The organism is Curtobacterium flaccumfaciens (assembly GCF_004361695.1).
Lineage (GTDB): Bacteria > Actinomycetota > Actinomycetes > Actinomycetales > Microbacteriaceae > Curtobacterium > Curtobacterium flaccumfaciens_B.
The window spans coordinates 243,994-265,578 of the sequence record NZ_SNVW01000001.1; the positions used below are offsets into that span (position 1 = coordinate 243,994).

Consider the following 21,585-nt stretch of genomic DNA (forward strand, 5'->3'; position numbering starts at 1 on the left):
CCCTGCGAAAGCGACGGACACCGACGGAACTCCGGCGCCCATCCGTCGCTCTGACGGCCTGGTCGGCCGATCAGTGCGCGATCTGTCGCTCTCGGGTCAGGCGAGGCGCGAGCCGGCGCCGACGACCGGGGCGCTGCCGGTGGCCTCGGAGCGGATGGCGTCGAACGACGCGAGGGCCGTGCGGTGCTCGCCGAGCCGGTTCGGCTTGCCGGTGCCGTGGTAGTCGCTCGATCCGGTGACGAACAGGCCGTAGCGTCCGGCCCAGTCGAGCAGGGTCCGCTTGCCGTGTGCGAGGTTCTCGCGGTGGTCGACCTCGAGGCCCCCGAGCCCGGCCTCGACGAGCTCGCGGAGCATCGGTTCGTCGATGACGATGCCGCGCGAGGACGCCGCCGGATGCGCGATCACGGGGACGCCGCCGGCCTGCCGGATGAGCTCGACGCCACGGAGCGGGGTCGGGGCGTCGTGCGGCTCGTAGTAGCCCGAGGAGGGGTGCAGGATGCCCCGGAACGCGGCGCTCCGGTCGACCTCGAGCCCGCGCGCCACGAGGGCGTCGGCGATGTGGGGTCGGCCGATCGTCGCGCCGTCGCGGGACTGCGCGAGCACGTCCTCCCACGTGACCGCGTGGTCGCGACCGATGCGATCGACCATCCGCCGGGCGCGTGCGAGCCGACCGTCGCGGATCCGGCCGGTCTCCTCGACGAGGCCGGGGTGTTCCGGGTCCACCAGGTAGCCGAGGACGTGGACGCTCCGGTACCCGACGCGCGTGCTGAGCTCGAGGGCCGGCAGGAGCGTGAGCGGCAGGTCGCGAGCGGTCGCCGATGCCTCGGCCCAGCCCGCGGTCGTGTCGTGGTCCGTCAGGGCGACGGCGTCCAGCCCGGCGGCTGCTGCCGCTCGGACGAGGTCCGCGGGTCGCTCGGTGCCGTCGGAGACGCTCGAGTGCGCGTGCAGGTCGATGAACGGATCAGGCACGGTCCAATGCTATCCACAGGTGAGGAGGCGCACAGGCCGCGGTCCGTCGGGCGGTGCGATGATGGGTCCATGTCCGACACCACACCCCGCGCGACGAGCAACCGTTCCACGACCCCCGGGTCCTCGACGTTCAAGGACTACATCGGGTCGCAGTGGGCCGAACGCGACCGCCCGCTGCCCGAGCCGCGCGAGCAGGCCGCCTTCGCCGCCGAGCGCCGTGCGCGGATCTCCGAACTGCACCCTGGTCGCACCATCGTCGTGCCGGCCGGGCAGGCGAAGGTCCGGTCGAACGACTGCGACTACCCGTTCCGTCCTCACTCCGCCTTCGCGCACCTGACCGGCTGGGGCACCGACACCGTCGTCGGCTCCGTGCTCGTCATGACGCCGAACGGCTCCGGTCACGACGCCACGGTCTACTTCCGCGCGACCGCGGGGCGCGACTCCGAGGAGTTCTACGCCAACCCGGAGATCGGTGAGTTCTGGGTCGGCCCGCGTCCGTCGCTGGACGAGGTCGCAGCGGACCTCGGTGTCGCGACGGCCGACCTCGGCGCGTTCGACGACGTGGCCGCCGGCCTCGACACGTCGGCGCTCCTCGTGCGTGAAGCCGACACCGACCTCACCCGCGCGATCGACGAGCGGCTCGGCGGCCCGGTCGGCGGCGCACCCGAGGCCGACGGCGCCCCCGCGACGGACGACGTCCTCGCCCGCGACCTGTCCGAGCTCCGGCTCGTGAAGGACGCGTACGAGGTGCACGAGCTCCGCGCAGCGGTCGACGCCACGAAGGCCGGCTTCGACGACGTCATCGCCGACTTCGACGCCGTGCTGGCGCACCCCCGCGGCGAACGCATCGTCGAGGGCACGTTCAACCGCCGAGCCCGCGCCGACGGCAACACGGTGGGCTACGACACCATCGCCGCCTCCGGCCACCACGCCTGCATCCTGCACTGGACCCGGAACGACGGCGCCGTCCAGCCGGGCGACCTCATCCTCATCGACGCCGGGGTCGAGGTCGACTCGTTCTACACGGCCGACATCACCCGGACGCTGCCGGTCAGCGGCACCTTCACCGACGTGCAGCGCCTGGTGTACGAGGCCGTGCTGGAAGCCGCCGACGCCGCGTTCGCGATCGTCAAGCCCGGCATCACCTTCCGCCAGGTGCACGCCACCGCGATGGAGGTCATCGCCCGGAAGACCGCCGAGTGGGGCTTCCTGCCCGGCACCGCCGAGGAATCCCTGCAGCCGGAGAACCAGTTCCACCGGCGCTACATGGTGCACGGCACGAGCCATCACCTCGGTCTCGACGTGCACGACTGCGCGAAGGCCCGCCGCGAGATGTACATCGACGGCATCGTGCAGCCCGGCATGGTGTTCACGATCGAGCCCGGACTGTACTTCCAGCAGGACGACCTGACCGTGCCGGAGGAGTTCCGCGGCATCGGCGTCCGGATCGAGGACGACATCCTCGTGACCGAGGACGGCGCCGAGAACCTGTCGATCGGCATCCCCCGGACCCCCTCGGAAGTGGAGGGGTGGATCGCCCGCTCCGGCCGCTAGCCTGAGCGGGTGACGACGCCCGAGGCCTCCCCCAGCACGAACCCCAGCCAGCGCCCCGCCACCCCGGCGGACGACTCGACCGTGTTCGCGATCGACGTCGAGCACTTCGACTCCCCCGACGCCCAGCGGCTCCGCGCCGCGCAGCGTCTCGAGATCGACCGTGCCTACGGCGGCGACACCGAGCCGGGCGACAAGCCCACGGCCGAGTCGATCGCCGTGTTCTTCGTCGCCCGCGACGAGGACGGCACACCGCTCGCCTGCGGCGGCCTGCGCGTCGTGCAGGACGGCATCACCGAGATCAAGCGGATGTACGTCCGGCCGGAGTCGCGCGGCTCGGGTGTCGCGGCGGCGATGCTGCGTCGACTCGAGGAAGCGGCGATCGACCTCGGGTCACCGGCCCTGGTGCTCGAGACCGGCAACGAGCAGAAGCGGGCGATCGGGTTCTACGAGCGCGAGGGGTTCTCGCGCATCGCGAACTTCGGTCCGTACGTCGGGGCGCCGCTGTCCATCTGCTACTCGAAGGTCCTGTAGCCCTCGATCCCGGTGCCGAGCGCGCGGCCGCGGGCTCGGGCTCGGCCGTGGGCGACGTGGCGAGATCGCACTTCCGCGGTCATCATCGCCGCCGAACCCCGCCGGAGTGCGATCTCGGCGGAAACGACGCCGCCGCAGCCCGAGCTCAGCGGGACTCGTCGTCCTTCGCGTCCGGAGCGGGCTCCGGAGCGGGCGCCGGCGCGGACGTCGGCGTGGCGCCGGTGACCCGCTCGCCGTAGCGCGGCGGCTCGTCGTGGCGGGGCTGCTGCGCGGCCGCGGGCTCGGCCGGAGCGGGTGCCGTCGCGGGGGTCTCCCCGTACCGCGGGCCCTCGTTCGTGCCGTAGCGCGGCGCTCCCGTCTGCGCGCCGGGAGTCGGCGTGCCGGGCTGCTGCGTGCCTCCAGGCTGCTGGTGCGGTGTGGCGTGCCCACCGTAGGGCGATCCCTGGGGCTGGTTCGGCTGCCCGTTCTGCGGGCCGGGCCGCCACGGCTGCTGCGGCGGCTGCCCCTGGAAGCCGGCCCCCGGTGCTCCTGGTGCGCCGGGCGTGCCCGGGTTCCAGTGCGTCTGCGGGGCGACGCCGGCCTCGCCCAGGATCCGGCGGGCCTGCCCGGTCAGCTGCGGGGCGACGACGATCTGGTAGTTCGTGGCGAGCACCTGGTGCACGCTCGTGAAGTCGCGCTGCCGCTTCGTGATCGCGAAGGAGACGATGCCGTAGAGCATGCCGAAGGCCGCACCGATGATGGCGGCGGCGAGGATGAGGCCGCCCGCACTCGGGGAGAACAGGGTGAGCACGATGCCGAAGAAGATGCCGAGCCAGAGGCCGGACAGCGCGCCGGCGATGGCGGCGCGGCCGTAGGTCATCTTGCCGGTGACCCGCTCGACGGTCTTGAGGTCGTTGCCGACGATCGAGAGCTGGTTGACCGGGAAGTCGGCCTCGGCGAGCTTCGCGACGACGCGCTGGGCGTCGGGGTAGCTGTCGTAGGTGCCGAGGACGTCGCCCTTGGGCAGCGTCGGGAAGGCCTGGGCGGTCCTGCCGGCGAAGGGGCTCTGATTGCTCACCCAGCCATCATTCACCGAACACCTTGCGATCGCACGTGCACCGCCGGGGAAGAGCCCGGGACGGCTCGGGCACCGTGCGGCCAGACGCACCGACTACGCTGTGTCGGGTGAGCGCCACGAAGGTCTTCGTCGCCCGCCTCGCCGGGTGCTCCGTCTTCGACCCCGCGGGCGACCGCGTCGGCAGGGTGCGGGACGTCCTCGTCGTCTACCGACGGGTCGATGCCCCGCACGTCGTCGGTCTCATCGTCGAGGTGCCGGGCAAACGCCGCATCTTCGTCAGCATCGGCCGGATCACCTCGATCGGTGCCGGGCAGGTCATCACGACGGGCCTCGTGAACATGCGCCGCTTCGAGCAGCGCGGCGGCGAGGTCCGGGTGATCGCCGAGATGCTCGGCCGCAAGGTCCTCATCAAGAAGGAGCGCATCCGCGCCACCATCGAGGACGTCGCGATCGAGGACCGCGGGCAGGGCGACTGGGAGGTCTCGCAGCTCTTCCTCCGCAAGCCGAAGACCACGCCGTCGCCGTTCGGCAAGGGCCCGACCACGTTCGCGACCTGGAACGAGGTGACCGAGGACGAGCTCCCCGGCGAGGCGCAGTCCGCCGAGCACGTCATCGCCGCGTACTCCGACCTGCTGCCGGCCGACCTCGCGTCGACGCTGCTCGACCTGCCCGAGGAGCGCCGCTTCGAGGTGGCCGAGGAACTCCCCGACGACCGGCTCGCCGACGTGCTCGAGGAGATGCCCGACCAGCAGCGCATCGAGATCCTCACCCGGCTCGTGGACTCCCGAGCGGCCGACGTCCTCGACCACATGCAGCCGGACGACGCGGCCGACGTCCTCGCGCAGTTCTCCGACGAGCGCAGTGAAGCCCTCCTCCAGCTCATGGAGCCGGAGGAGGCGCAGGACGTCCGCATGCTCCTCGAGTACGAGCCGGACACGGCGGGTGGGCTCATGACGACCGAGCCGGTGATCGTCTCGGCCGACGCCACCGTCGCCGAGGGCCTCGCCCTGGTCCGTCGCCACGAGCTCGCGCCGGTCCTCGGGGCCGCGGTCTGCGTCACGCTGCCGCCGTACGAGCCGCCGACCGGCCGGTTCCTCGGGCTCGTCCACTTCCAGCGGATGCTCCGGTACCCGCCGAACGAACGACTCGGCACGCTCATCGACCAGCAGACCGACCCGGTCCGGGTCGACGCGAGCGCCGCCGAGGTCACCCGCATCATGGCGACGTACAACCTGCTGTCCGTGCCCGTGGTCGACGACGCCCACCGACTCGTCGGGGTGGTGACGATCGACGATGTCCTCGACCACGTCCTGCCGGACGACTGGCGAAGTCAGGGCGAGGGGGAACCCTCACCGCTCCCACGCCAACGCCCGCGCAAGACGCCCGTGACGACGGGAAGGAGGACCACCCGTGGCCCGAACGGATGAGAACCGCCAGGAACGCCTCGAGCGTCAGGAGCGCCTCGACTCCCCGAAGGGCATGCGCACGCGCGTGCTCCCGACCCGCCGTCGATCCGGTCGCGGTGACACCTTCGGCCGCGCTACCGAGGGCATCGCACGCGCCATGGGAACGCCCTGGTTCCTGGTCGGCCTGACCCTTTTCTGCGTGGTTTGGATGGGCTGGAACACGCTCCTGCCGAAGTCGTGGCAGTTCGACTCCGCGGCGATCGGCTTCACGGCCCTGACCCTCGTGCTGTCGCTGCAGGCCTCGTACGCCGCGCCGCTCATCCTGCTCGCCCAGAACCGGCAGGACGACCGCGACCGGGTGCAGTTCGAGCAGGACCGGCAGCGTGCCGAGCGGAACCTGGCGGACACCGAGTACCTCGCCCGCGAGGTCGTCGCACTCCGCCTCGCGATGCGCGACATGGCGTCGAAGGACTTCATCCGCGCCGAGATCCGCTCCCTGCTCGAGGAGCTCGACCGCCGCGACGCGATCGACGACGGGGAGCCGGAGCGATCGGTCGACGTCCGTGGCTGAGGCCACGGCACCGCAGGACGACCAGGCGCTCGGCGCAGCGGTCCTCGCTGCGCTCGACCGCGTCATCGATCCGGAGATCCGCCGGCCCGTCACCGAGCTCGACATGATCCGCGGGGTCGACGTGCAGCCTGGAGGCACGGTGCGCGTCGACCTGCAGCTCACGATCGTCGGGTGCCCGGCCGCCGACACGATCGAGCGCGACGTCCGTGCGGCCGCCGGCTCCGTGGACGGCGTCGCCGCCGTCGCCGTCGACGTGTCCGTGATGGCGCCGGCGACGCGGGCCGCCCTGACCGAGCGGCTCCGAGCCGGACGACCCCGTGGCGTGCAGTTCACGCCGGACTCCCTCACCCGGGTGATCGCGGTGACGAGCGGCAAGGGCGGCGTCGGCAAGTCCACCGTCACCGTGAACCTCGCCGCGGCGCTCGCGGCACGGGGGCAGCGCGTCGGGATCGTGGACGTCGACGTGCACGGCTTCAGCGTGCCGGGGCTGATGGGGCTCACCGACGAGCACGGTGTCGCTCCCCGCCCGACCCGCGTGGACAGCATGATCCTGCCGCCGGTCGCCCACGACGTGAAGGTCGTCTCGATCGGGATGTTCGTCGACGACGTCTCGACCGCGGTGTCCTGGCGCGGACCGATGCTGCACCGCACCGTGTCGCAGTTCCTGACGGACGTGTTCTTCGGCGACCTCGACGTGCTCCTGCTCGACCTGCCGCCCGGCACCGGCGACGTCGCGATCTCGGTCGGCCAGCTGCTCCCGCACGCCGAGGTGCTGGTCGTCACCACGCCGCAGGCCGCCGCGGCCGACGTGGCCGAGCGGAGCGGCATCGTCGCCCGGCAGACCGGGCAGCGCGTCATCGGCGTCGTCGAGAACATGGCTGGCCTCGTGCAGCCCGACGGCTCCGTGCTGCACCTGTTCGGCGAAGGTGGCGGTGCCGAGACGGCGCGGCGGCTCTCCCGCGACCAGGACTCGCCCGTCCCGGTGCTCGGCAGCGTGCCGCTGTCGATCCCGTTGCGCGAGGGCGGGGACTCCGGCGTGCCCGTGGTGCTCGGCGTCCCCACGGACCCGGCAGCGCAGGCGCTCGCGGCCGTCGCGGACCGGATCACCACGATGGGCCGCGGGTTGTCCGGCCGGAAGCTCGGCCTGTCGCTGACCTAGGCTCAGTTCCATGAGCACCGACCACGTCAGCGTCGACTGGGATCACGCCCGCGACACCAACCGCGCGAACTGGGACGACCGCGTGCCCATCCACGAGGGCGCGTACGAGATCGACGCCCTCGCCGACCCGGACCACCGCTCGACGGTCGTCCGCGACGACCTGCCCGTCCTCCGGCCGTGGCTCCCCGACGGTTCCCTCGCCGGGCTCGACGTCTGCCACCTGCAGTGCCACATCGGCACCGACACCGTCTCCCTCGCACGTGAGGGCGCACGGCTCACCGGGGTCGACTTCTCCCCCGCCGCCCTCGCGTCCGCCGCCGGGCTGTCCGCGCGGCTCGGCCTCGACGTCACCTGGGTCGAGACCGACGTGCTGGACGCCCGCGCTGCGGTGGTCGGCGACTTCGACGTCGTCTACACGAGCATCGGCACGATCTGCTGGCTCGACGACCTCGACCGGTGGGCGGCACAGGTGGCAGCGTTGCTCCGGCCCGGCGGGGTGTTCTTCATCCGCGACGGCCATCCGGCGCTGTACGCGCTCGACGAGTCCGCCGACGAGCTCGTGACCCGGTACCGGTACTTCCCGGACGGCACCGCGCAGCAGTGGGACGACGCGGGCACGTACGCGGGCGACGGCACCGTGGCGAACACCCGAACGTACGAGTGGCCGCATCCCCTGTCCGAGATCGTGAACGCGCTGCTCGGCGCCGGGTTGCGCCTGCGGCTGCTCGACGAGGGACGGACGCTGCCGTGGCGCTTCAGCCCGCGCATGGAGGACACCGGCGACGGCTCGTGGGCGTGGCCCGACGCCGACCACGACCGTGTCCCGACGACCTTCACGATCGTCGCGACGCGCGACTGAGCCACGGACGGACTGGAGGCGCGGTGCCGGGCTGGCACCGCGCCTCCAGTCCGTCAGCTGGTCACGTGACGGGCGTCAGGTCGCTTCCGCGTCGAAGGGTGCGCTCTCGCCGACGGCGAGCGGCACCACGGGTGCCGTCGCACGGACCTTGGACGCGGTGACCTGCGCCGTCTGCACGGCGGCCGCGCTGCCACCGGAGTCGAGCAGGGCATCGCGGATGATCCGGCGGGGGTCGTACTGCCGCGGGTCGAGCTTCTGCCAGTCGACCTCGTCGAACTCGGGACCCATCTCCTCGCGCATGCGGTCCTTCGCGGTGTCCGCGAAGCGACGGACGGCCTTCACGAACTCGGCGAGCTTCTGGGCGTACAGCGGCAGCCGCTGGGGACCGAGCAGGAGGACGCCGATGATCCCGATGACCAGGAACTTCTCGAAGCCGTCGAACACGGTACGAGCGTAACCCGTCCCGGCCGCGCAGCACCCGTAGAGTTGTCACCCGAACGGAGTGTGCGTGTCAGAGAAAGAGTCGAACTGGAAGTTCGCCGAGGACCTCGTCTCGGAATCCGAGGTGATCGCCCGAGCGCGTGAGCACTCCCTCGAGCTCGGGGTCGAGGCGATCTCGCCGGCGATCGGCGCGCAGGTCGGCGTCATCGCCGCCGCGTCCCGCGCGACGAGCATCATCGAGATCGGCACCGGGCTCGGCGTGTCCGGGCTGTACCTGCTCGGCGGGGCTCCGAACGCGACCCTCACCACGATCGACGTCGAGGTCGACCATCAGCAGTACGCCCGCGACGCCTACATCGCCGCCGGCACCGCTCCCGCCCGCATCCGGCTCATCCCGGGCCGCGCGAACCAGGTCCTCCCCCGGATGAACGAGGCGTCGTACGACGTCGTGCTCGTCGACGCCGACCCGGAGCACGTCATCGAGTACGTCGAGCACGGGCTGCGGCTCGCGCGGCTCGGCGGGACGGTGCTCGTGCCGCACGCGCTCTGGCGTGGTCGGGTCGCCGACCCGGTGAAGCGGGACCGCGCGACCACGGACTTCCGGCTGCTGCTCACCGAGGTGTCGACCTCGGGTGCGGTCATCAGCTCCCTGTCGCCCGCTGGTGACGGGCTGCTGCAGATGACGAAGGTCTCCGCGTAGCTCACAGGTACCGGCGCACCTCGTCGCTGAACCGCGGGACTCCTCCGCGGCGAAGCGTACCGAGGATGTCCTCGACGGACTGTGGCGGGTCGGCGTAGTCCTCGCTGAGTTCCCGGAGCACCCGCGTGACCATGCCGGGGTAGAGGTCGAGCTGATCGAGCAGGAACACGTCCGGATGGACGACCTCCACATCGAAGGGCTCGAGCGACACTGCCGGGAGGTCGCGCAGGTTGAACGTGACGAGCGCGTCGGCCTTGGCCCGGATGGCTGCGGCGAGCACGTGCCGGTCCTTCTCGTCGCAGGTCAACCCGTCGACCAGGTCATCGTGTCCGGTCACGAGAGCGTCCGGGAAGTACGTCCGCATCACGCCGAGCCGTCGGTCGATGCCGTCCGCCAGGATGCCGGCGTCGACCGCGTTCCGGCGTACCTCGTCCAGCACCTCGTCGGACCAGAGCGGCCGGTACGCGCCTTCGTCGGCGAGGCGGAGGAGCAGGTCGGAGAGCGTGATCCCGTAGATCGCGCACGCGTCGAAGAAGACCGGGAACGCCACGATCAGTCAGTGCTCGACGCGTCGGTGCGCTGGCGGTCGAGCGTCTGCCCCTCGCGCGCCGACTGGCGGAGTGCCGCGCGGCGGCGCACACGGAACTGCTCCTGGAAGTCGACGAGGTCACGGAGGAGCACTCGCCGGTGCCGCCCGCGCTTCTCGAACGCGATGCTGCCGTCTTCGAGGTACTTGACGAGGGTCGGTCGGGAGACACCGAGGAAGTCTGCGGCCTGCTGCGTCGTCATCTGGGTGTCGTTCCTGGCGACGGTGACGCCGCTGCCCTGCGCGAGGGCGTCCACGACCTGCTCGAGCACCTCGAAGATCTCGATCGGGATCGCACGCACGCGTCCGTCAGGAGCGCGGAGTTCCGCGAGGTGCACGGCCGTGTGCTCGTCGCGCGCAGCCTGCTCGATCTCGCGGATGAGCTGCGCGAGGCCGGCGATGTCCTCTCGGTCGTCCGCGGGGAAGTACGTCCGCGAAGACCGCCGATCGGTCGTGGTCGTCATGAGGGCCATGCTATTCGAAAGAAACGAAACGCGCTGGGTCGTCAGGACAGGTGCCGCAGGTACCGCTCCGGCGACTCGAGGAACGACCGCTGGTGCCGGACGAGGTCGAGGTCGGCCCAGTCGGTCCGACGGAGGCCCCAGTCCCCCACCTCGAGCACCGTCGCGCCGGGGAAGGCGGCGAGCACCGGCGAGTGCGTCGACAGGATCACCTGTCCGACGCCGGTCTCGACGATCGACTGCAGCAGTCCGATGAGCGCCAGACACCCGGAGAAGGACAGCGCGGACTCCGGCTCGTCGAGGATCCACAACCCGGGCCACCGCGCACGGTCGATCACGAAGTCCAGGAAGGACTCGCCGTGGCTGCGCTCGTGGAAGACCGGCTCGGGACGCGATCGGTTCGGGTGTTCCTCGAGGTAGGTGAAGAAGCCGTGCATGGTCTCCGCGCGCAGGAAGAACCCGCCGCGCGGAGCGCCGAAGTCCCTCCGGATGGCGATGTGCTCGCAGAGGGCGGACTCGGACGGACGGGTCGAGTGCTGGGAGCCGGTGCCGCCGCCCTCCGGCGCCATGCCGAACTGCAGCGCGATCGCCTCGACGATGGTCGACTTCCCGACGCCGTTCTCGCCGACGAACACCGTGACCGGGTCGAGGTCGAGCCCCTCGTCGAGGAGCTGCCGCACGGGGGCCAGGGTCGCCGGCCAGACGTCGCGGGGCATCGGGTGCGGGTCGAGGTACTCCTCGACGCGACGGATCGGCATGTGGGTCCTCGGCACGGACGCCATCATGCCGTGCCCGGCCGACACCGGGCCGGAGCCGGGTGCCCGTGCACGGCGGTCGCGCCGGACTGCGGTCGGTTGCCCGTGCACGGCGGTCGCACCGGACAGCGGAAGGCCCGGAACGTACACGTTCCGGGCCTTCCGTTCTGGTGCTTCGACGTACTAGGCCGAGACGACCTCAGCGAGTGCGTCGTGGAGTTCCTTGGCCTCGGCATCGTTGACCGAGACGACCAGGCGGCCTCCACCTTCGAGCGGAACCCGCACGATGATGAGTCGACCCTCCTTAACAGCCTCCATCGGCCCGTCACCGGTCCTCGGCTTCATGGCTGCCATCAGATGTCCCCTTTCGTGCAGTACATGCACCCCCATTATCTCGTATCGATGGGGGAACTGCGAAACCGCCCAGGTTGGGGGTGGCGAATCGGGACGTTCTCGCGGTTCGGAATGGTCACCTTGGCGTATGCCGAACATCCGCTCCACGCGCAATCGGACCCTTCGAGACGGATCCGCGGCGTCCGCACACGCCGACGACGCGGTCCCGGCGGGGATGCGGATCGCCGGCGCGTTCTCGTGGCGCCTGCTCGTCGTCGGTGCCCTGCTCGCGGTCGTGGTGGCGCTCGTCGTCCTGCTGCAGGACATCGTCGTGCCGTTCCTCGTCGCCCTGCTCGTCTGCGCCCTCCTCGCCCCGATGTCGGCGTTCCTGCAGCGCCACCGCTGGCCGAAGTGGACCGCGGTGCTCTCGTGCTTCATCGCGATCGTGCTGGCGATCGGCGGACTCGCACTGATCGTGACCGCGCAGATCCGCTACGATCTGCCCTCGCTCGAGCACCGGCTGCACCACAGCGTCCGGTCGCTGCAGTCCCTCCTCGACAGCGAGCCGTTCGGCATCACCGCGAGTGACGTCAACCGGTGGGTGTCCGACGGCACCGACTACCTGCAGGCCCACGCCTCGTCGATCCTGTCCGGCTTCCAAGAGGCAGGGTCGGGCGCGGTGCACGCGTTCGAGGGCCTGTTCATCATCGTGTTCACGACGCTGTTCGTGCTCATCGACGGGCCGCGGATCTGGGCGTGGGTGGTCCGACTGTTCCCGCGCCGCGCCCGTCCGCGGATCGACGTCGCCGGCCACGCCGGGTGGAAGACCCTGACGAGCTTCATCCGCATCCAGCTCCTCGTCGCCGTCACCGACGCGCTCGGCGTCGTGATCGGGGCGCTCGTCCTGCAGGTGCCGCTGGCCATCCCGATCGGCGTGATCGTGTTCCTCGGCGCGTTCATCCCGGTCGTCGGCGCGATCGTCGCCGGGATCGTGGCGGTCCTCATCGCGCTGGTGTTCAACGGGTGGGTGACGGCGCTCATCATGCTCGGGGTCGTCGTGCTCGTGCAGCAGCTGGAGAGCCACGTGCTGCACCCGTTCCTGACCGGTCAGGCCGTCAAGGTGCACCCGCTCGGCGTGGTCCTCGGCGTCACCGCGGGTACCACGATCGCCGGTGTCGTCGGGGCGTTCTTCGCGGTGCCGTTCATCGCGACGGTGAACGCGATGGTGACCGCAGCGGCGGCGTGGCGCCCGGGCGACGACGTGCCCGTCGGATCAGGCCGCACCGATCACGGCGGGGTCCAGTCGTAGCCGTCGACCCACCAGCAGAAGTACAGCCACGCCCACTGCGCGGCGACGAACGCGACCACGACGGCGACCCGGTACACCCGCGACCGCGGCAGCGCGACGATCCCGAGGAGCGGCGCGATCGGCAGCAGGATGCGCCACGTGCTCGACTGCGGGAAGAACACCGCGAGCAGGTAGACCAGGTACGCGACGCCCCAGAGCCGGAGCTCGAGTCCGATCCGTCGCGCGGCCGGCAGGAACACGAAGGCCGCGAACCCGACGACGACCACGGCGAGCAGGATCCCCCCGGCCGGCTGCCGGAACCACCAGCCGAAGCCCTGGATCCACGGCGCGAAGGGCACGAGCTCCTTCCACCCGATGTACGACGATCGCCACGCGAGTTCGGTGTCCGTGTAGGCCTTCGGCACGCCGGTCACCGCCCAGGCGATCGCCGGCCAGGCCAGCCCGACCAGCCCCGAGACGACGGCCACCACGGCGGGTGGCACGAACCGGCGCACGGTCAGCGGCTCCGACGAACGGACCCACGCGGGCCGGATGGACCACGCACCGAGGAACAGCACCACCAGGAGCGCGAACGCCAGCCCGGTCGGCCGGGTCATGCCGAGCAGCAGCACGACGGGCAGCATCGTCCACCAGCGCCGGTCGACCATGAGCAGCAGCGCGACGAGGAGCAGGAAGAGCCCCATCGACTCCGCGTAGGCGACCTGGAACATCGCGGACACCGGCGCAACGCAGAACAGCACCGTGGCGAACGTCGCGCGAGCCGGGTCGAGGAAGCGTCCCATCAGCCGGCGGAACACCAGCGCTGCGCCCCAGCCGAACAGCAGCGAGACCGCGACCGCGATGAACTCGAACGACGCCCCGGTCAGCGCCATCAGCGCCCGCACCAGGAACGGGTACGCCGGCATGAACGCCCACGCGTTCTCGGTGACGTGCCCGGCGGCGTCCACCGGCAGCGTCGACGGGTACCCGTTCGCGGCGATCACCCGGTACCAGGCGCCGTCCCAGATCGACGCGAACGACAGGTACGACGGGTGCTGGACGGTGAAGGAGTTCGCCGCCTGCACGCTCGCGAACGCGGAGAGCATCGCCCCCGTGACGAGCCGCGCGAGGACGTAGACGACCGTGATGCGCACCCACCACGGCACCACCCGGTAGCGGGCGTGCCACCGGGCGCGGGTGGGGCTCAGCCGGGTCGACCCGGCTGTGGTCAGGCCGTCAGCCACCGACGCAGACCGTCCTCGACCGAGGTGATCTGGTCGACGGGGACCTGCTCGTCGTCGTGGTGGGCGAACACGGGATCGCCGGGGCCGTAGTTCACGGCGGGGATGCCGAGCGCCGAGAAGCGTGCGACGTCGGTCCAGCCGTACTTCGGGCGGGGCTCCGGGCCACCGACCGCCGCGACGAAGTCCTGCGCGAGGGGCGCGTCGAGCCCGGGCCGTGCGCCGGCGGCGAGGTCGACGATCTGCACGTCGTACCCGTCGAAGAGCTCGCGGATGTGCGCCACGGCCTCGTCGGCGCTCCGCGAGGGCGCGAAGCGGTAGTTCACGTGCACCATCGCTTCGTCGGGGATGACGTTGCCGGCGATGCCGCCCGTGATGCCGACGGCGTTGAGGCCCTCGCGGTACTCGAGTCCGTCGACCGTGACCGTGCGGGGCTCGTACGCCGCCAGCGTCGCCAGGATCGGCGCGGTCTTGTGGATCGCGTTGTCGCCGATCCAGCTGCGGGCGCTGTGCGACCGCTTGCCGAACGTGCGGATCTCGGCGCGGAGGTTGCCGTTGCAGCCGCCCTCGATCTGCGCCCCGGACGGCTCGCCGAGGATCGCGAAGTCACCGGCGAGCAACTCCGGCCGCGTGCGGGCCAGCCGGCCGAGGCCGTTGAGGGAGTCGCTCACCTCTTCGTGGTCGTAGAAGACCCAGGTCAGGTCGACGCTCGGCTCGGCGAGGTCGTGGGCGAGCTTCAGCTGGACGGCGCAGCCGCCCTTCATGTCGACGGTGCCGCGGCCCCAGAGGATCTCGGTGCCGTCCTCGGTCGTCCGGAACTCCGTCGGCAGGTTGCCGTTGAGCGGGACGGTGTCGATGTGCCCGGCGATGACGACGCGGCGGTCGCGCCCGAGGTTCGTCCGCGCCACGATCGAGTCGCCGTCGCGGATCACCTCGAGGTGGGCGAGCGGCGTCAGCGCCGCTTCGATCGCGTCGGCGAGGGGCCCTTCGCCACCGGACACCGACTCGATGTCGCAGATGGCGCGGGTGATGTCGATGGACGAGGCGGTGAGGTCGAGCTGCTCCGGCATGCGGTCACCTTATCGGCCGCCCCTTGCCGCCCGCTGGCCCGGCGGACCGGCGCGCGTTCCGTCCTCGCCGCAGCCGCGGCCTGGAGGCGCGGGTCACCTCCGCAGCACCCGTCCGGACGGACGGGTGCTCGCCCCCACCGCATCGGTACCCTGGTCCGGTGACCGACACGACCGCACAGCCCGACCCGACGTCCGGGGCCGACCGCCCCACCCACGCGTGGGGCCACGGCCTCGCGACGATCGCCGCCGACGGCACGACGCTCGACACGTGGTACCCGGAGACGCACCTCGGAGCCCTGCCGTCCGACGCGGCCTTCCCCGCCGAGCTCCGCGCGCACGTGGGCGACGACCCGCGCCGCGAGGTCCGCATCGAAGCCGTCACGACCGAGGTCACGATCGACGCCGCCCCCGCGAGCACCCCGGACGCGTACCTCCGCCTCCACCTCCTCAGCCACCTGCGCGTCCGCCCGAACGAGGTCAACCTCGACGGGGTCTTCGCGCACCTGCCGATCGTCGCGTGGACGAACGCCGGCCCGGTCCACCCCGACGCCCTCACCCGGCTCCGACCGACCCTGCAGCGCGCCGGCATCGCCGTGCACGCCATCGACAAGTTCCCGCGGCTCGTCGACTACGTCGTGCCGGACCGGGTCCGCATCGGCGACGCGAACCGGGTCCGTCTCGGCGCACACCTCGCACCGGGGACGACCGTCATGCACGAGGGCTTCGTGAACTTCAACGCCGGCACCCTCGGCGACGCGATGATCGAGGGCCGCGTCTCGCAGGGCGTCGTCGTCGGCAACGGCACCGACATCGGCGGCGGCGCGTCCATCATGGGCACGCTGTCCGGCGGCGGCACGCACCGGGTGTCCCTCGGCGAGCGTGCGCTCCTCGGCGCCAACGCCGGGCTCGGGATCTCCCTCGGCGACGACTCCGTGGTCGAGGCAGGGCTGTACGTGACCGCGGGCACGAAGGTCGTCCTCGTCGGCGCCGCCCCGAACCCGGACGGCACCGCGAAGACGGTGAAGGCCGCCGAGCTGTCCGGCGTCCCCAACGTCCTGTTCCGCCGCAACTCGGTGACCGGGGCCGTCGAGGCCCTGCAGCGCCAGGGGCAGGGCATCCAGCTCAACACCGCACTGCACGCGTGACGCGCACGGGGCACGCTCCCCCGCGGAGCGCCCCGCGCGCGGCGTGACCGTCTGGAGGCGCGGTGCCGGTCCACGAGACCGGCACCGCGCCTCCAGTCCGTTGCGTCAGTCGGTGACGACGTACCGGAGGTCCGGGGCGGAGGTGCCGTTCGCCGGGTTCGCGGCGCGCACGACGATCTCCTCGCCGGTCCGGACGGGCAGGATGCCGCCGTACACCTGGTTCGAGACCTTCGAGAGTCCCCTGGTCGAGCCGTCCGACAGGGTGACGTCCACCACGGCGAACGGGGAGGACGACACCTGGATCCGGATGGCCTCCGGGCCGAGCCGCTGGACGCGGAGCACCTCGGTGGCCGGGAACGCGGAGGCAGCGGAGGTCGACGCGGTGGCGGTGGCCTCGGGGGCGCTCCGCGGGGCCGCATCGGCTGCCGGGCCGGACGCGAGGCCGGCGCCGGACAGTCCGAGGACGAGTGCTCCGGCGGCGATGGCGTGGGGGATGTGCATGTGGTCCTCTCTGGGGGCGAGGGTCGCCCGGGACCACCTTACATTTCACATACCGACGCACCTGAGCGAGCGCTCGGGACCATCAGTGCTGCGGGAGGTCGCGCTCCGGGTGGCCGACGTACAGCTGCTGCGGGCGGCCGATCTTGTTGAGCGGGTCGTTGTTGAGCTCGCGCCACTGGGCGATCCACCCGGGCAGACGACCGATCGCGAACAGGACCGTGAACATCCGCGGCGGGAAACCCATCGCCTTGTAGATGATGCCCGTGTAGAAGTCGACGTTCGGGTAGAGCTTGCGGTCGATGAAGTACTGGTCGGACAGCGCGATCTGCTCGAGCTCCTTCGCGATGTCGAGCAGGTCGTCCTGCACGCCGAGCGACTCGAGGACCTCGTCCGCGCTCTCCTTCACGAGCTTCGCGCGCGGGTCGTAGTTCTTGTAGACGCGGTGCCCGAAGCCCATGAGCTTCACCCCGCGCTCCTTGTTCTTCACCCGCTCGACGAAGCGCTGGACCGGCTCGCCGGAGTCCTTGATCTGCTGGAGCATCTCGAGGACGGCCTCGTTCGCACCACCGTGCAGCGGACCGTACAGGGCGTTGATGCCGGCGGAGATCGAGGCGAACATGTTCGCCTTCGTCGACCCGACCATGCGGACCGTGGCCGTCGACGCGTTCTGCTCGTGATCCTCGTGCAGGATGAGCAGCCGGTCGAGGGCCTTCGAGAGCACCGGGTTCGGCTGGTACGTCTCGGCCATGGTGCCGAAGTTGAGCCGCAGGAAGTTGTCGACGAACGACAGCGAGTTGTCCGGGTACAGGAACGCCTGCCCGATCGACTTCTTGTGCGCGTAGGCGGCGATGACGGGCAGCTTCGCGAGCAGTCGGACGGTCTGGAGCTCGACCTTCTCGGGGTCGTCGACGTCCATGTCGTCCTCGTAGTACGTCGACAGGGCGCTGACGGCGCTGGAGAGGACGGACATGGGGTGCGCCGAGTGCGGCAGGGCGTCGAACAGGCGACGGAGGTCCTCGTGCAGCAGGGTGTGCCGGCGGATGCGCGCGTCGAAGTCGGCGAGCTCGGACTCCGACGGCAGCTCGCCGTAGATGAGGAGCCAGGCGACCTCGAGGAAGGTGCAGTTCGACGCGACCTGGTCGATCGGGTACCCGCGGTAGCGCAGGATGCCCTGGTCGCCGTCGATGTAGGTGATGGCGCTCTTCGTCGAGCCGGTGTTCACGAAACCGTAGTCGAGCGTGTTCATGCCGGTCTGCTTCTTGAACGTCGAGATGTCGACGGTCGACGCGCCGTCGACGCTCGGCAGGATCGGGAACTCCGCGGTGCCGCCCGGGTACGTCAGCGTCGCGGTCTCGGTCGTCTGCTCGGCAGCGGGACTCACGGGGACGGGCGTGGTGGGCGGTGTGGCCGTCTTCTGAGCGTCGTTGGCAGTGTCAGTCACGAGGACAGCCTAATCGCGCCGTGTGGAGGGTGTGCACACCGGGATGCTCAGGACTTGGTGGGAACCACGGATTGCGCTCGGGGCGGAAGCGACCGTCCGGCGCCGGGGACCCTGCTAGGCGGAGCCGAGTCGGCGGCTGCTCGCCAGCCGCTGGGCCGCCGCGGCGATCCGCTCGTCGGTGGCGGTGAGGGCCACGCGGACGTGCTGCTCCCCCGCCGTGCCGTAGAACGTGCCCGGTGCGACGAGGATGCCGAGCTCCGCCAGCCACGCCACGGTGTCGAGCGCCGGTTCGCCGCGGGTCGCCCAGAGGTACAGGCCGGCCTCGCTGCGGTCGACCCGGAACCCGGCGCCTTCGAGTGCCCGTCGGAGCATGTTCCGGCGCGCGCGGTAACGCACCTTCTGCTGCTGCACGTGGGTCTCGTCGGCGAGGGCGACGATCATCGCCTGCTGGACGGGCAGCGGCGGCATCATGCCGGTGTGCTTCCGGACGGCGAGCACGTCGGCGAGGATCGCGGCATCGCCGGCCACGAACGCCGCACGGTACCCGGCGAGGTTCGACTGCTTCGACAGCGAGTAGACGCTGAGCACACCGTCGAGCGAGTCGCCGACGACGCGCGGGTCGAGGATGGTCGGGGTCGGCTCGGAGTCGTAGGGGGCTTCCCAGCCGAGCTCGGCGTAGCACTCGTCGCCCACGATCACGGCACCGAGCTCCCGCGCACGCGCGACCGCGACGCGGAGCTCGTCGACGGTCAGGACTCGGCCGTCCGGGTTGCCCGGCGAGTTCAGCCAGACGAGCTTGGTCGTGTCGGGCCACACCGCGGGGTCGTCGGCGGCGAGGGCGTCCGCCCCGACGAGGGCGGCACCGAGTTCGTACGTCGGGTACGCGGCCTCGGGGAAGACGACGGTGTCGCCGGCGCCGATGCCGAGCCAGAGCGCCAGGCCGGCGATGAACTCCTTGGAGCCGATCGTGGGCAGCGTGTTCGCCTCGGTCAGCTGCACGCCGTGACGCCGGCCGTACCAGGCCGCGATGGCCTCGCGCAGCGCGGGGGTACCGGCGACCTGCGGGTAGGCGTGCGCGTCGGTCGCCTCGGACAGGGCCGTCCGGATGACCGCGGGCGTCGGGTCGACCGGTGAGCCGACGCTGAGGTCGACGATGCCGCCGTCGTGCGCCGCTGCCTGCTGCTTGAACGGGACCAGCTGGTCCCAGGGGAAGTCGGGGAGGTCGAGCGCCACGTGTGTGCTCCGGGTCAGCCGCGGGGCGGTTCGGCCATGATGACCGCGTGGTCCTTGTGGATCACACCGACCTTCGCGGCGCCGCCGGGCGAGCCGACCTCTTCGAAGAACTCGACGTTGGCCTTGTAGTAGTCGGCCCACTCCTCGGGGAGGTCGTCCTCGTAGTAGATCGCCTCCACCGGGCAGACGGGCTCGCACGCACCGCAGTCGACGCACTCGTCCGGGTGGATGTACAGGGAGCGGTCGCCTTCGTAGATGCAGTCGACCGGGCATTCATCGATGCAGGCGCGGTCCTTGACGTCGACACAGGGCTGGGCGATCACGTACGTCACGGCTGGGGTGCTCCCTTCGGACTGAGCGTTGTCGAGTCTACTCGTGGCGGGCGGGCGAGCCTGACCGGACGGTCACTCGTGGCGGGCGGGCGAGCCCGACCGGGCGTCCTCCGCCCGCGCCGCCGCAGCCGCCGCCCGCACCCCGGACAGGTCCGGCCACGCGAGGACGAGCGCCGCGACGACGGCCGGCCCGAAGGTCCACACGTACCCGGCCGCGTTCGCCAGCACGAGCGGTGAGCTCTGCCCGCCGACCGACACGAGCACCTGCGTCGCGACGATCACGCCGATCCCGACGGCCGCGACCATGGCCCGCGAGCGGTACAGCAGCCGCAGGCCGACGGTCAGGCCGACGACGATGAGCGAGGTGAGCACCATCCCGATCGGGAAGGCGCCGAGGGTCTGCTGGTGCGTGACCGTCCCGAGGCCACCTGCGACGAGCCCGAGCACGAGGGCGACGACGACCGCCGTCACCTTGCCCTGCCGGGACATCTCGGCGTAGGTCTGCGGCGCCGGTGCCGCTGGTGCGTCGGCGTGCCGGAACGCCTCGACGGCGGGAGCCTGGTGGCGGGCGCCGTGCGGCATCACCCAGGACAGGGCCGTGGGGTCGGCGGGGTCGACCGGGTCGACGGTCACCTGCGACCGGTACTGCTCGACGGCGGCACGGACCTTCGCCCGGACGGGCAGCACGTCGACGGTGACGTCCGGTTCGGTGGTGGACGGGTCGACGATCATCGAGAACGGGAGCTCCTCGGCGCGTGCGGCGTACCGCGCGGCGTGGTGCACGCGGACGTGGTCCGGGTGGCCGTACCCGCCGTCGTCGTCGTAGCTCACGACGGCGTCGGCCGCGGTCGACCGGATCGCGGCACGGATGTCGTCGACGACCTCGCCGAGGTCTGCCGCGGTGAGCGAGTCCGCGGGGGCGTCGTCGGCAGCGACCGCACGGCCGTCGGGACCCCACTGCATGCCGGAGTCGGTGTACCGGCGCTCGGGCAGGTCGGTCGGGCGCGCACCCCGTCCGCCGAGCCACAGGTGGCGCGGGCCGCCGAGGGCAGCGAGCGCCCCGGCGATCTCGGTCTCACGGTGCGCTGCGACGCGCGGACCGTCGCCGTACAGAGGGGCCAGCGACGCCGTGAGCATCTCTCCGCGTTCGCCGCGGGTGGCCGTCAGCACCGTGACGTCAGCGCCGAGCTCGAGCAGGGTCGCGATCGTCCCGCCCGACGCGAGCGTCTCGTCGTCGGGGTGGGCGTGCACGAACAGGACGCGCTCGGGGCGGGTTGCGGGGACCTTCGACATCGCGTCCAAGCGTACGGGCTAGCGGGGCGTCACGATGTAGGTCGCGGTGGCGCCGTCCTGACCGTCCGAGAAGGTCAGCACGACCCGGTAGGCGTCGCTCCGGAACATCCCGAAGGCGCTCGACGAGTCGGCGCGTTTGGCGGACTCGGTGAACCCCGCGTCGGTCAGTCGCTGGTCGGCGGTCGCGAAGTCGTCCACCGACGACGCACGCACCTGGGCGACCCACCCGGAGCCGTTCGGCCCGGCGCCGCCCCCGAGGACCGTCCCGTCGACCAGCGGCACGTCCTTCGACGGGAACCCGTCCGGCACCTTGCCGTCGGACTTGACGTTGGTGCCCTCGAGCGCCGTGTCGAGCGCGCCGTCGATACCGCCCGCGACCGAGGACATGCCGTCCTGGATCGCCTTGCCGTCGATGCCCTGCACGCCCTCGGCGACGCTCGACGCGACCGAGGACCCCAGGTCGGTGGCCTGCTCGACCGCGTCGGTCGAGCAGCCGGCCAGGCCGGCGAGGGTGATGCCGGCAGCGACGGCGGCGATCAGGGTGCGGGTGGTGGTGCGCATGCGCTGCACCCTAGAGGGCCAGCCGGGAGGCGCGGCGTGAGTCCCCTGGGAACGTCACGTGGACGGCTGGTCGCTGCTCACCACCATCGGCCCGCCCC

Annotated in this window: 24 protein-coding genes; 9 read left to right on the forward strand and 15 right to left on the reverse strand. The window is 71.6% G+C overall.

Features of this window, described 5'->3' with window-relative positions; translation table 11 throughout:
* Positions 1-96 precede the first annotated feature (96 nt).
* Positions 97-969 (reverse strand): PHP domain-containing protein, encoded by an 873-nt coding sequence (locus EDF64_RS01085; RefSeq protein ID WP_133518257.1) that lies wholly within the window; start codon positions 967-969, stop codon positions 97-99.
* Between the two features lie 69 nt (positions 970-1,038).
* On the opposite strand from EDF64_RS01085, the gene EDF64_RS01090 reads away from it, so the two are divergent.
* Both EDF64_RS01090 and EDF64_RS01095 read left to right on the forward strand, forming a co-directional pair.
* Positions 1,039-2,523, forward strand: coding sequence for an aminopeptidase P family protein (locus EDF64_RS01090; protein WP_133518258.1), 1,485 nt, complete (start codon positions 1,039-1,041; stop codon positions 2,521-2,523).
* A gap of 9 nt (positions 2,524-2,532) precedes the next feature.
* Complete coding sequence (locus tag EDF64_RS01095; protein WP_347813173.1) at positions 2,533-3,054, forward strand: GNAT family N-acetyltransferase; 522 nt, start codon at positions 2,533-2,535, stop codon at positions 3,052-3,054.
* A 145-nt stretch (positions 3,055-3,199) separates the two neighbouring features.
* On the opposite strand, the gene EDF64_RS01100 is transcribed toward EDF64_RS01095, so the two are convergent.
* Positions 3,200-4,111, reverse strand: coding sequence for a general stress protein (locus EDF64_RS01100; RefSeq protein WP_133518259.1), 912 nt, complete (start codon positions 4,109-4,111; stop codon positions 3,200-3,202).
* Between the two features lie 107 nt (positions 4,112-4,218).
* Between EDF64_RS01100 and EDF64_RS01105 the strand changes: the two genes are divergently transcribed.
* The 4 genes from EDF64_RS01105 to EDF64_RS01120 are packed head-to-tail and all read left to right on the forward strand — an operon-like array spanning position 4,219 to position 8,106.
* Positions 4,219-5,538: a magnesium transporter MgtE N-terminal domain-containing protein gene (locus EDF64_RS01105; protein ID WP_133518260.1), complete on the forward strand. Its 1,320-nt coding sequence runs from the start codon at positions 4,219-4,221 to the stop codon at positions 5,536-5,538.
* Between the two features lie 52 nt (positions 5,539-5,590).
* Complete coding sequence (locus tag EDF64_RS01110) at positions 5,591-6,088, forward strand: DUF1003 domain-containing protein (RefSeq protein WP_133518548.1); 498 nt, start codon at positions 5,591-5,593, stop codon at positions 6,086-6,088.
* Positions 6,081-7,247: an Mrp/NBP35 family ATP-binding protein gene (locus tag EDF64_RS01115; RefSeq protein ID WP_133518261.1), complete on the forward strand. Its 1,167-nt coding sequence runs from the start codon at positions 6,081-6,083 to the stop codon at positions 7,245-7,247. The genes EDF64_RS01110 and EDF64_RS01115 overlap by 8 nt, the downstream gene beginning before the upstream one ends.
* Before the next feature lie 10 nt (positions 7,248-7,257).
* Entirely contained in the window at positions 7,258-8,106 is an 849-nt protein-coding gene (locus tag EDF64_RS01120) for a class I SAM-dependent methyltransferase (RefSeq protein ID WP_133518262.1), read from the forward strand.
* Positions 8,107-8,181: 75 nt separating this feature from the next.
* Here the strand turns inward: EDF64_RS01120 and EDF64_RS01125 are convergent, their stop codons facing one another.
* Entirely contained in the window at positions 8,182-8,550 is a 369-nt protein-coding gene (locus EDF64_RS01125; RefSeq protein ID WP_133518263.1) for a Sec-independent protein translocase TatB, read from the reverse strand.
* Positions 8,551-8,614: 64 nt separating this feature from the next.
* Here EDF64_RS01125 and EDF64_RS01130 point away from each other — a divergent pair, with 64 nt between their 5' ends.
* A complete protein-coding gene (locus tag EDF64_RS01130; protein ID WP_133518264.1) occupies positions 8,615-9,247 on the forward strand; it encodes an O-methyltransferase in 633 nt (210 codons plus the stop codon).
* A gap of 1 nt (position 9,248) precedes the next feature.
* On the opposite strand, the gene EDF64_RS01135 is transcribed toward EDF64_RS01130, so the two are convergent.
* From EDF64_RS01135 to EDF64_RS01150, 4 genes are all read right to left on the reverse strand, one after another.
* Entirely contained in the window at positions 9,249-9,797 is a 549-nt protein-coding gene (locus EDF64_RS01135) for a PIN domain-containing protein (protein ID WP_133518265.1), read from the reverse strand.
* Positions 9,798-9,799: 2 nt separating this feature from the next.
* A complete protein-coding gene (locus EDF64_RS01140; RefSeq protein WP_133518266.1) occupies positions 9,800-10,297 on the reverse strand; it encodes a helix-turn-helix domain-containing protein in 498 nt (165 codons plus the stop codon).
* Between the two features lie 41 nt (positions 10,298-10,338).
* Complete coding sequence (locus EDF64_RS01145; protein WP_166645550.1) at positions 10,339-11,052, reverse strand: AAA family ATPase; 714 nt, start codon at positions 11,050-11,052, stop codon at positions 10,339-10,341.
* 180 nt (positions 11,053-11,232) lie between these two features.
* A complete protein-coding gene (locus tag EDF64_RS01150) occupies positions 11,233-11,403 on the reverse strand; it encodes a DUF3117 domain-containing protein (RefSeq protein WP_017887054.1) in 171 nt (56 codons plus the stop codon).
* Positions 11,404-11,530: 127 nt separating this feature from the next.
* On the opposite strand from EDF64_RS01150, the gene EDF64_RS01155 reads away from it, so the two are divergent.
* Positions 11,531-12,691 carry an AI-2E family transporter gene (locus EDF64_RS01155; RefSeq protein ID WP_166645551.1) on the forward strand — a complete coding sequence of 387 codons (1,161 nt, stop codon included), beginning with the start codon at positions 11,531-11,533 and terminating at the stop codon, positions 12,689-12,691.
* On the opposite strand, the gene EDF64_RS01160 is transcribed toward EDF64_RS01155, so the two are convergent.
* Both EDF64_RS01160 and dapE read right to left on the reverse strand, forming a co-directional pair.
* Positions 12,670-13,914, reverse strand: coding sequence for a hypothetical protein (locus EDF64_RS01160; protein ID WP_133518269.1), 1,245 nt, complete (start codon positions 13,912-13,914; stop codon positions 12,670-12,672). The two genes, EDF64_RS01155 and EDF64_RS01160, sit on opposite strands and share 22 nt — an antisense overlap.
* Positions 13,899-14,981 (reverse strand): succinyl-diaminopimelate desuccinylase, encoded by a 1,083-nt coding sequence (gene dapE / locus EDF64_RS01165; RefSeq protein ID WP_133518270.1) that lies wholly within the window; start codon positions 14,979-14,981, stop codon positions 13,899-13,901. The genes EDF64_RS01160 and dapE overlap by 16 nt, the downstream gene beginning before the upstream one ends.
* A 158-nt stretch (positions 14,982-15,139) precedes the next feature.
* On the opposite strand from dapE, the gene dapD reads away from it, so the two are divergent.
* Entirely contained in the window at positions 15,140-16,126 is a 987-nt protein-coding gene (gene dapD / locus EDF64_RS01170; protein WP_133518271.1) for a 2,3,4,5-tetrahydropyridine-2,6-dicarboxylate N-succinyltransferase, read from the forward strand.
* Between the two features lie 105 nt (positions 16,127-16,231).
* On the opposite strand, the gene EDF64_RS01175 is transcribed toward dapD, so the two are convergent.
* The 6 genes from EDF64_RS01175 to EDF64_RS01200 all read right to left on the reverse strand — a co-directional run bounded on the left by EDF64_RS01175 (position 16,232) and on the right by EDF64_RS01200 (position 21,487).
* Positions 16,232-16,627 (reverse strand): hypothetical protein, encoded by a 396-nt coding sequence (locus EDF64_RS01175; RefSeq protein WP_133518272.1) that lies wholly within the window; start codon positions 16,625-16,627, stop codon positions 16,232-16,234.
* Between the two features lie 82 nt (positions 16,628-16,709).
* On the reverse strand, positions 16,710-18,008 hold the full coding sequence (locus EDF64_RS01180; RefSeq protein WP_133518549.1) for a citrate synthase: 1,299 nt from the start codon (positions 18,006-18,008) through the stop codon (positions 16,710-16,712).
* Positions 18,009-18,182: 174 nt separating this feature from the next.
* Positions 18,183-19,301, reverse strand: a complete 1,119-nt coding sequence (gene dapC, locus EDF64_RS01185; protein ID WP_133518273.1) for a succinyldiaminopimelate transaminase — start codon at positions 19,299-19,301, stop codon at positions 18,183-18,185.
* 14 nt (positions 19,302-19,315) lie between these two features.
* The gene (gene fdxA / locus EDF64_RS01190) at positions 19,316-19,633 is read right to left on the reverse strand and encodes a ferredoxin (protein ID WP_133518274.1); all 318 of its coding nucleotides are present in this window, start codon (positions 19,631-19,633) and stop codon (positions 19,316-19,318) included.
* Positions 19,634-19,705: 72 nt separating this feature from the next.
* Complete coding sequence (locus EDF64_RS01195; RefSeq protein WP_133518275.1) at positions 19,706-20,926, reverse strand: PIG-L family deacetylase; 1,221 nt, start codon at positions 20,924-20,926, stop codon at positions 19,706-19,708.
* 18 nt (positions 20,927-20,944) lie between these two features.
* Positions 20,945-21,487, reverse strand: coding sequence for a hypothetical protein (locus tag EDF64_RS01200; RefSeq protein WP_133518276.1), 543 nt, complete (start codon positions 21,485-21,487; stop codon positions 20,945-20,947).
* Positions 21,488-21,585 lie beyond the last annotated feature (98 nt).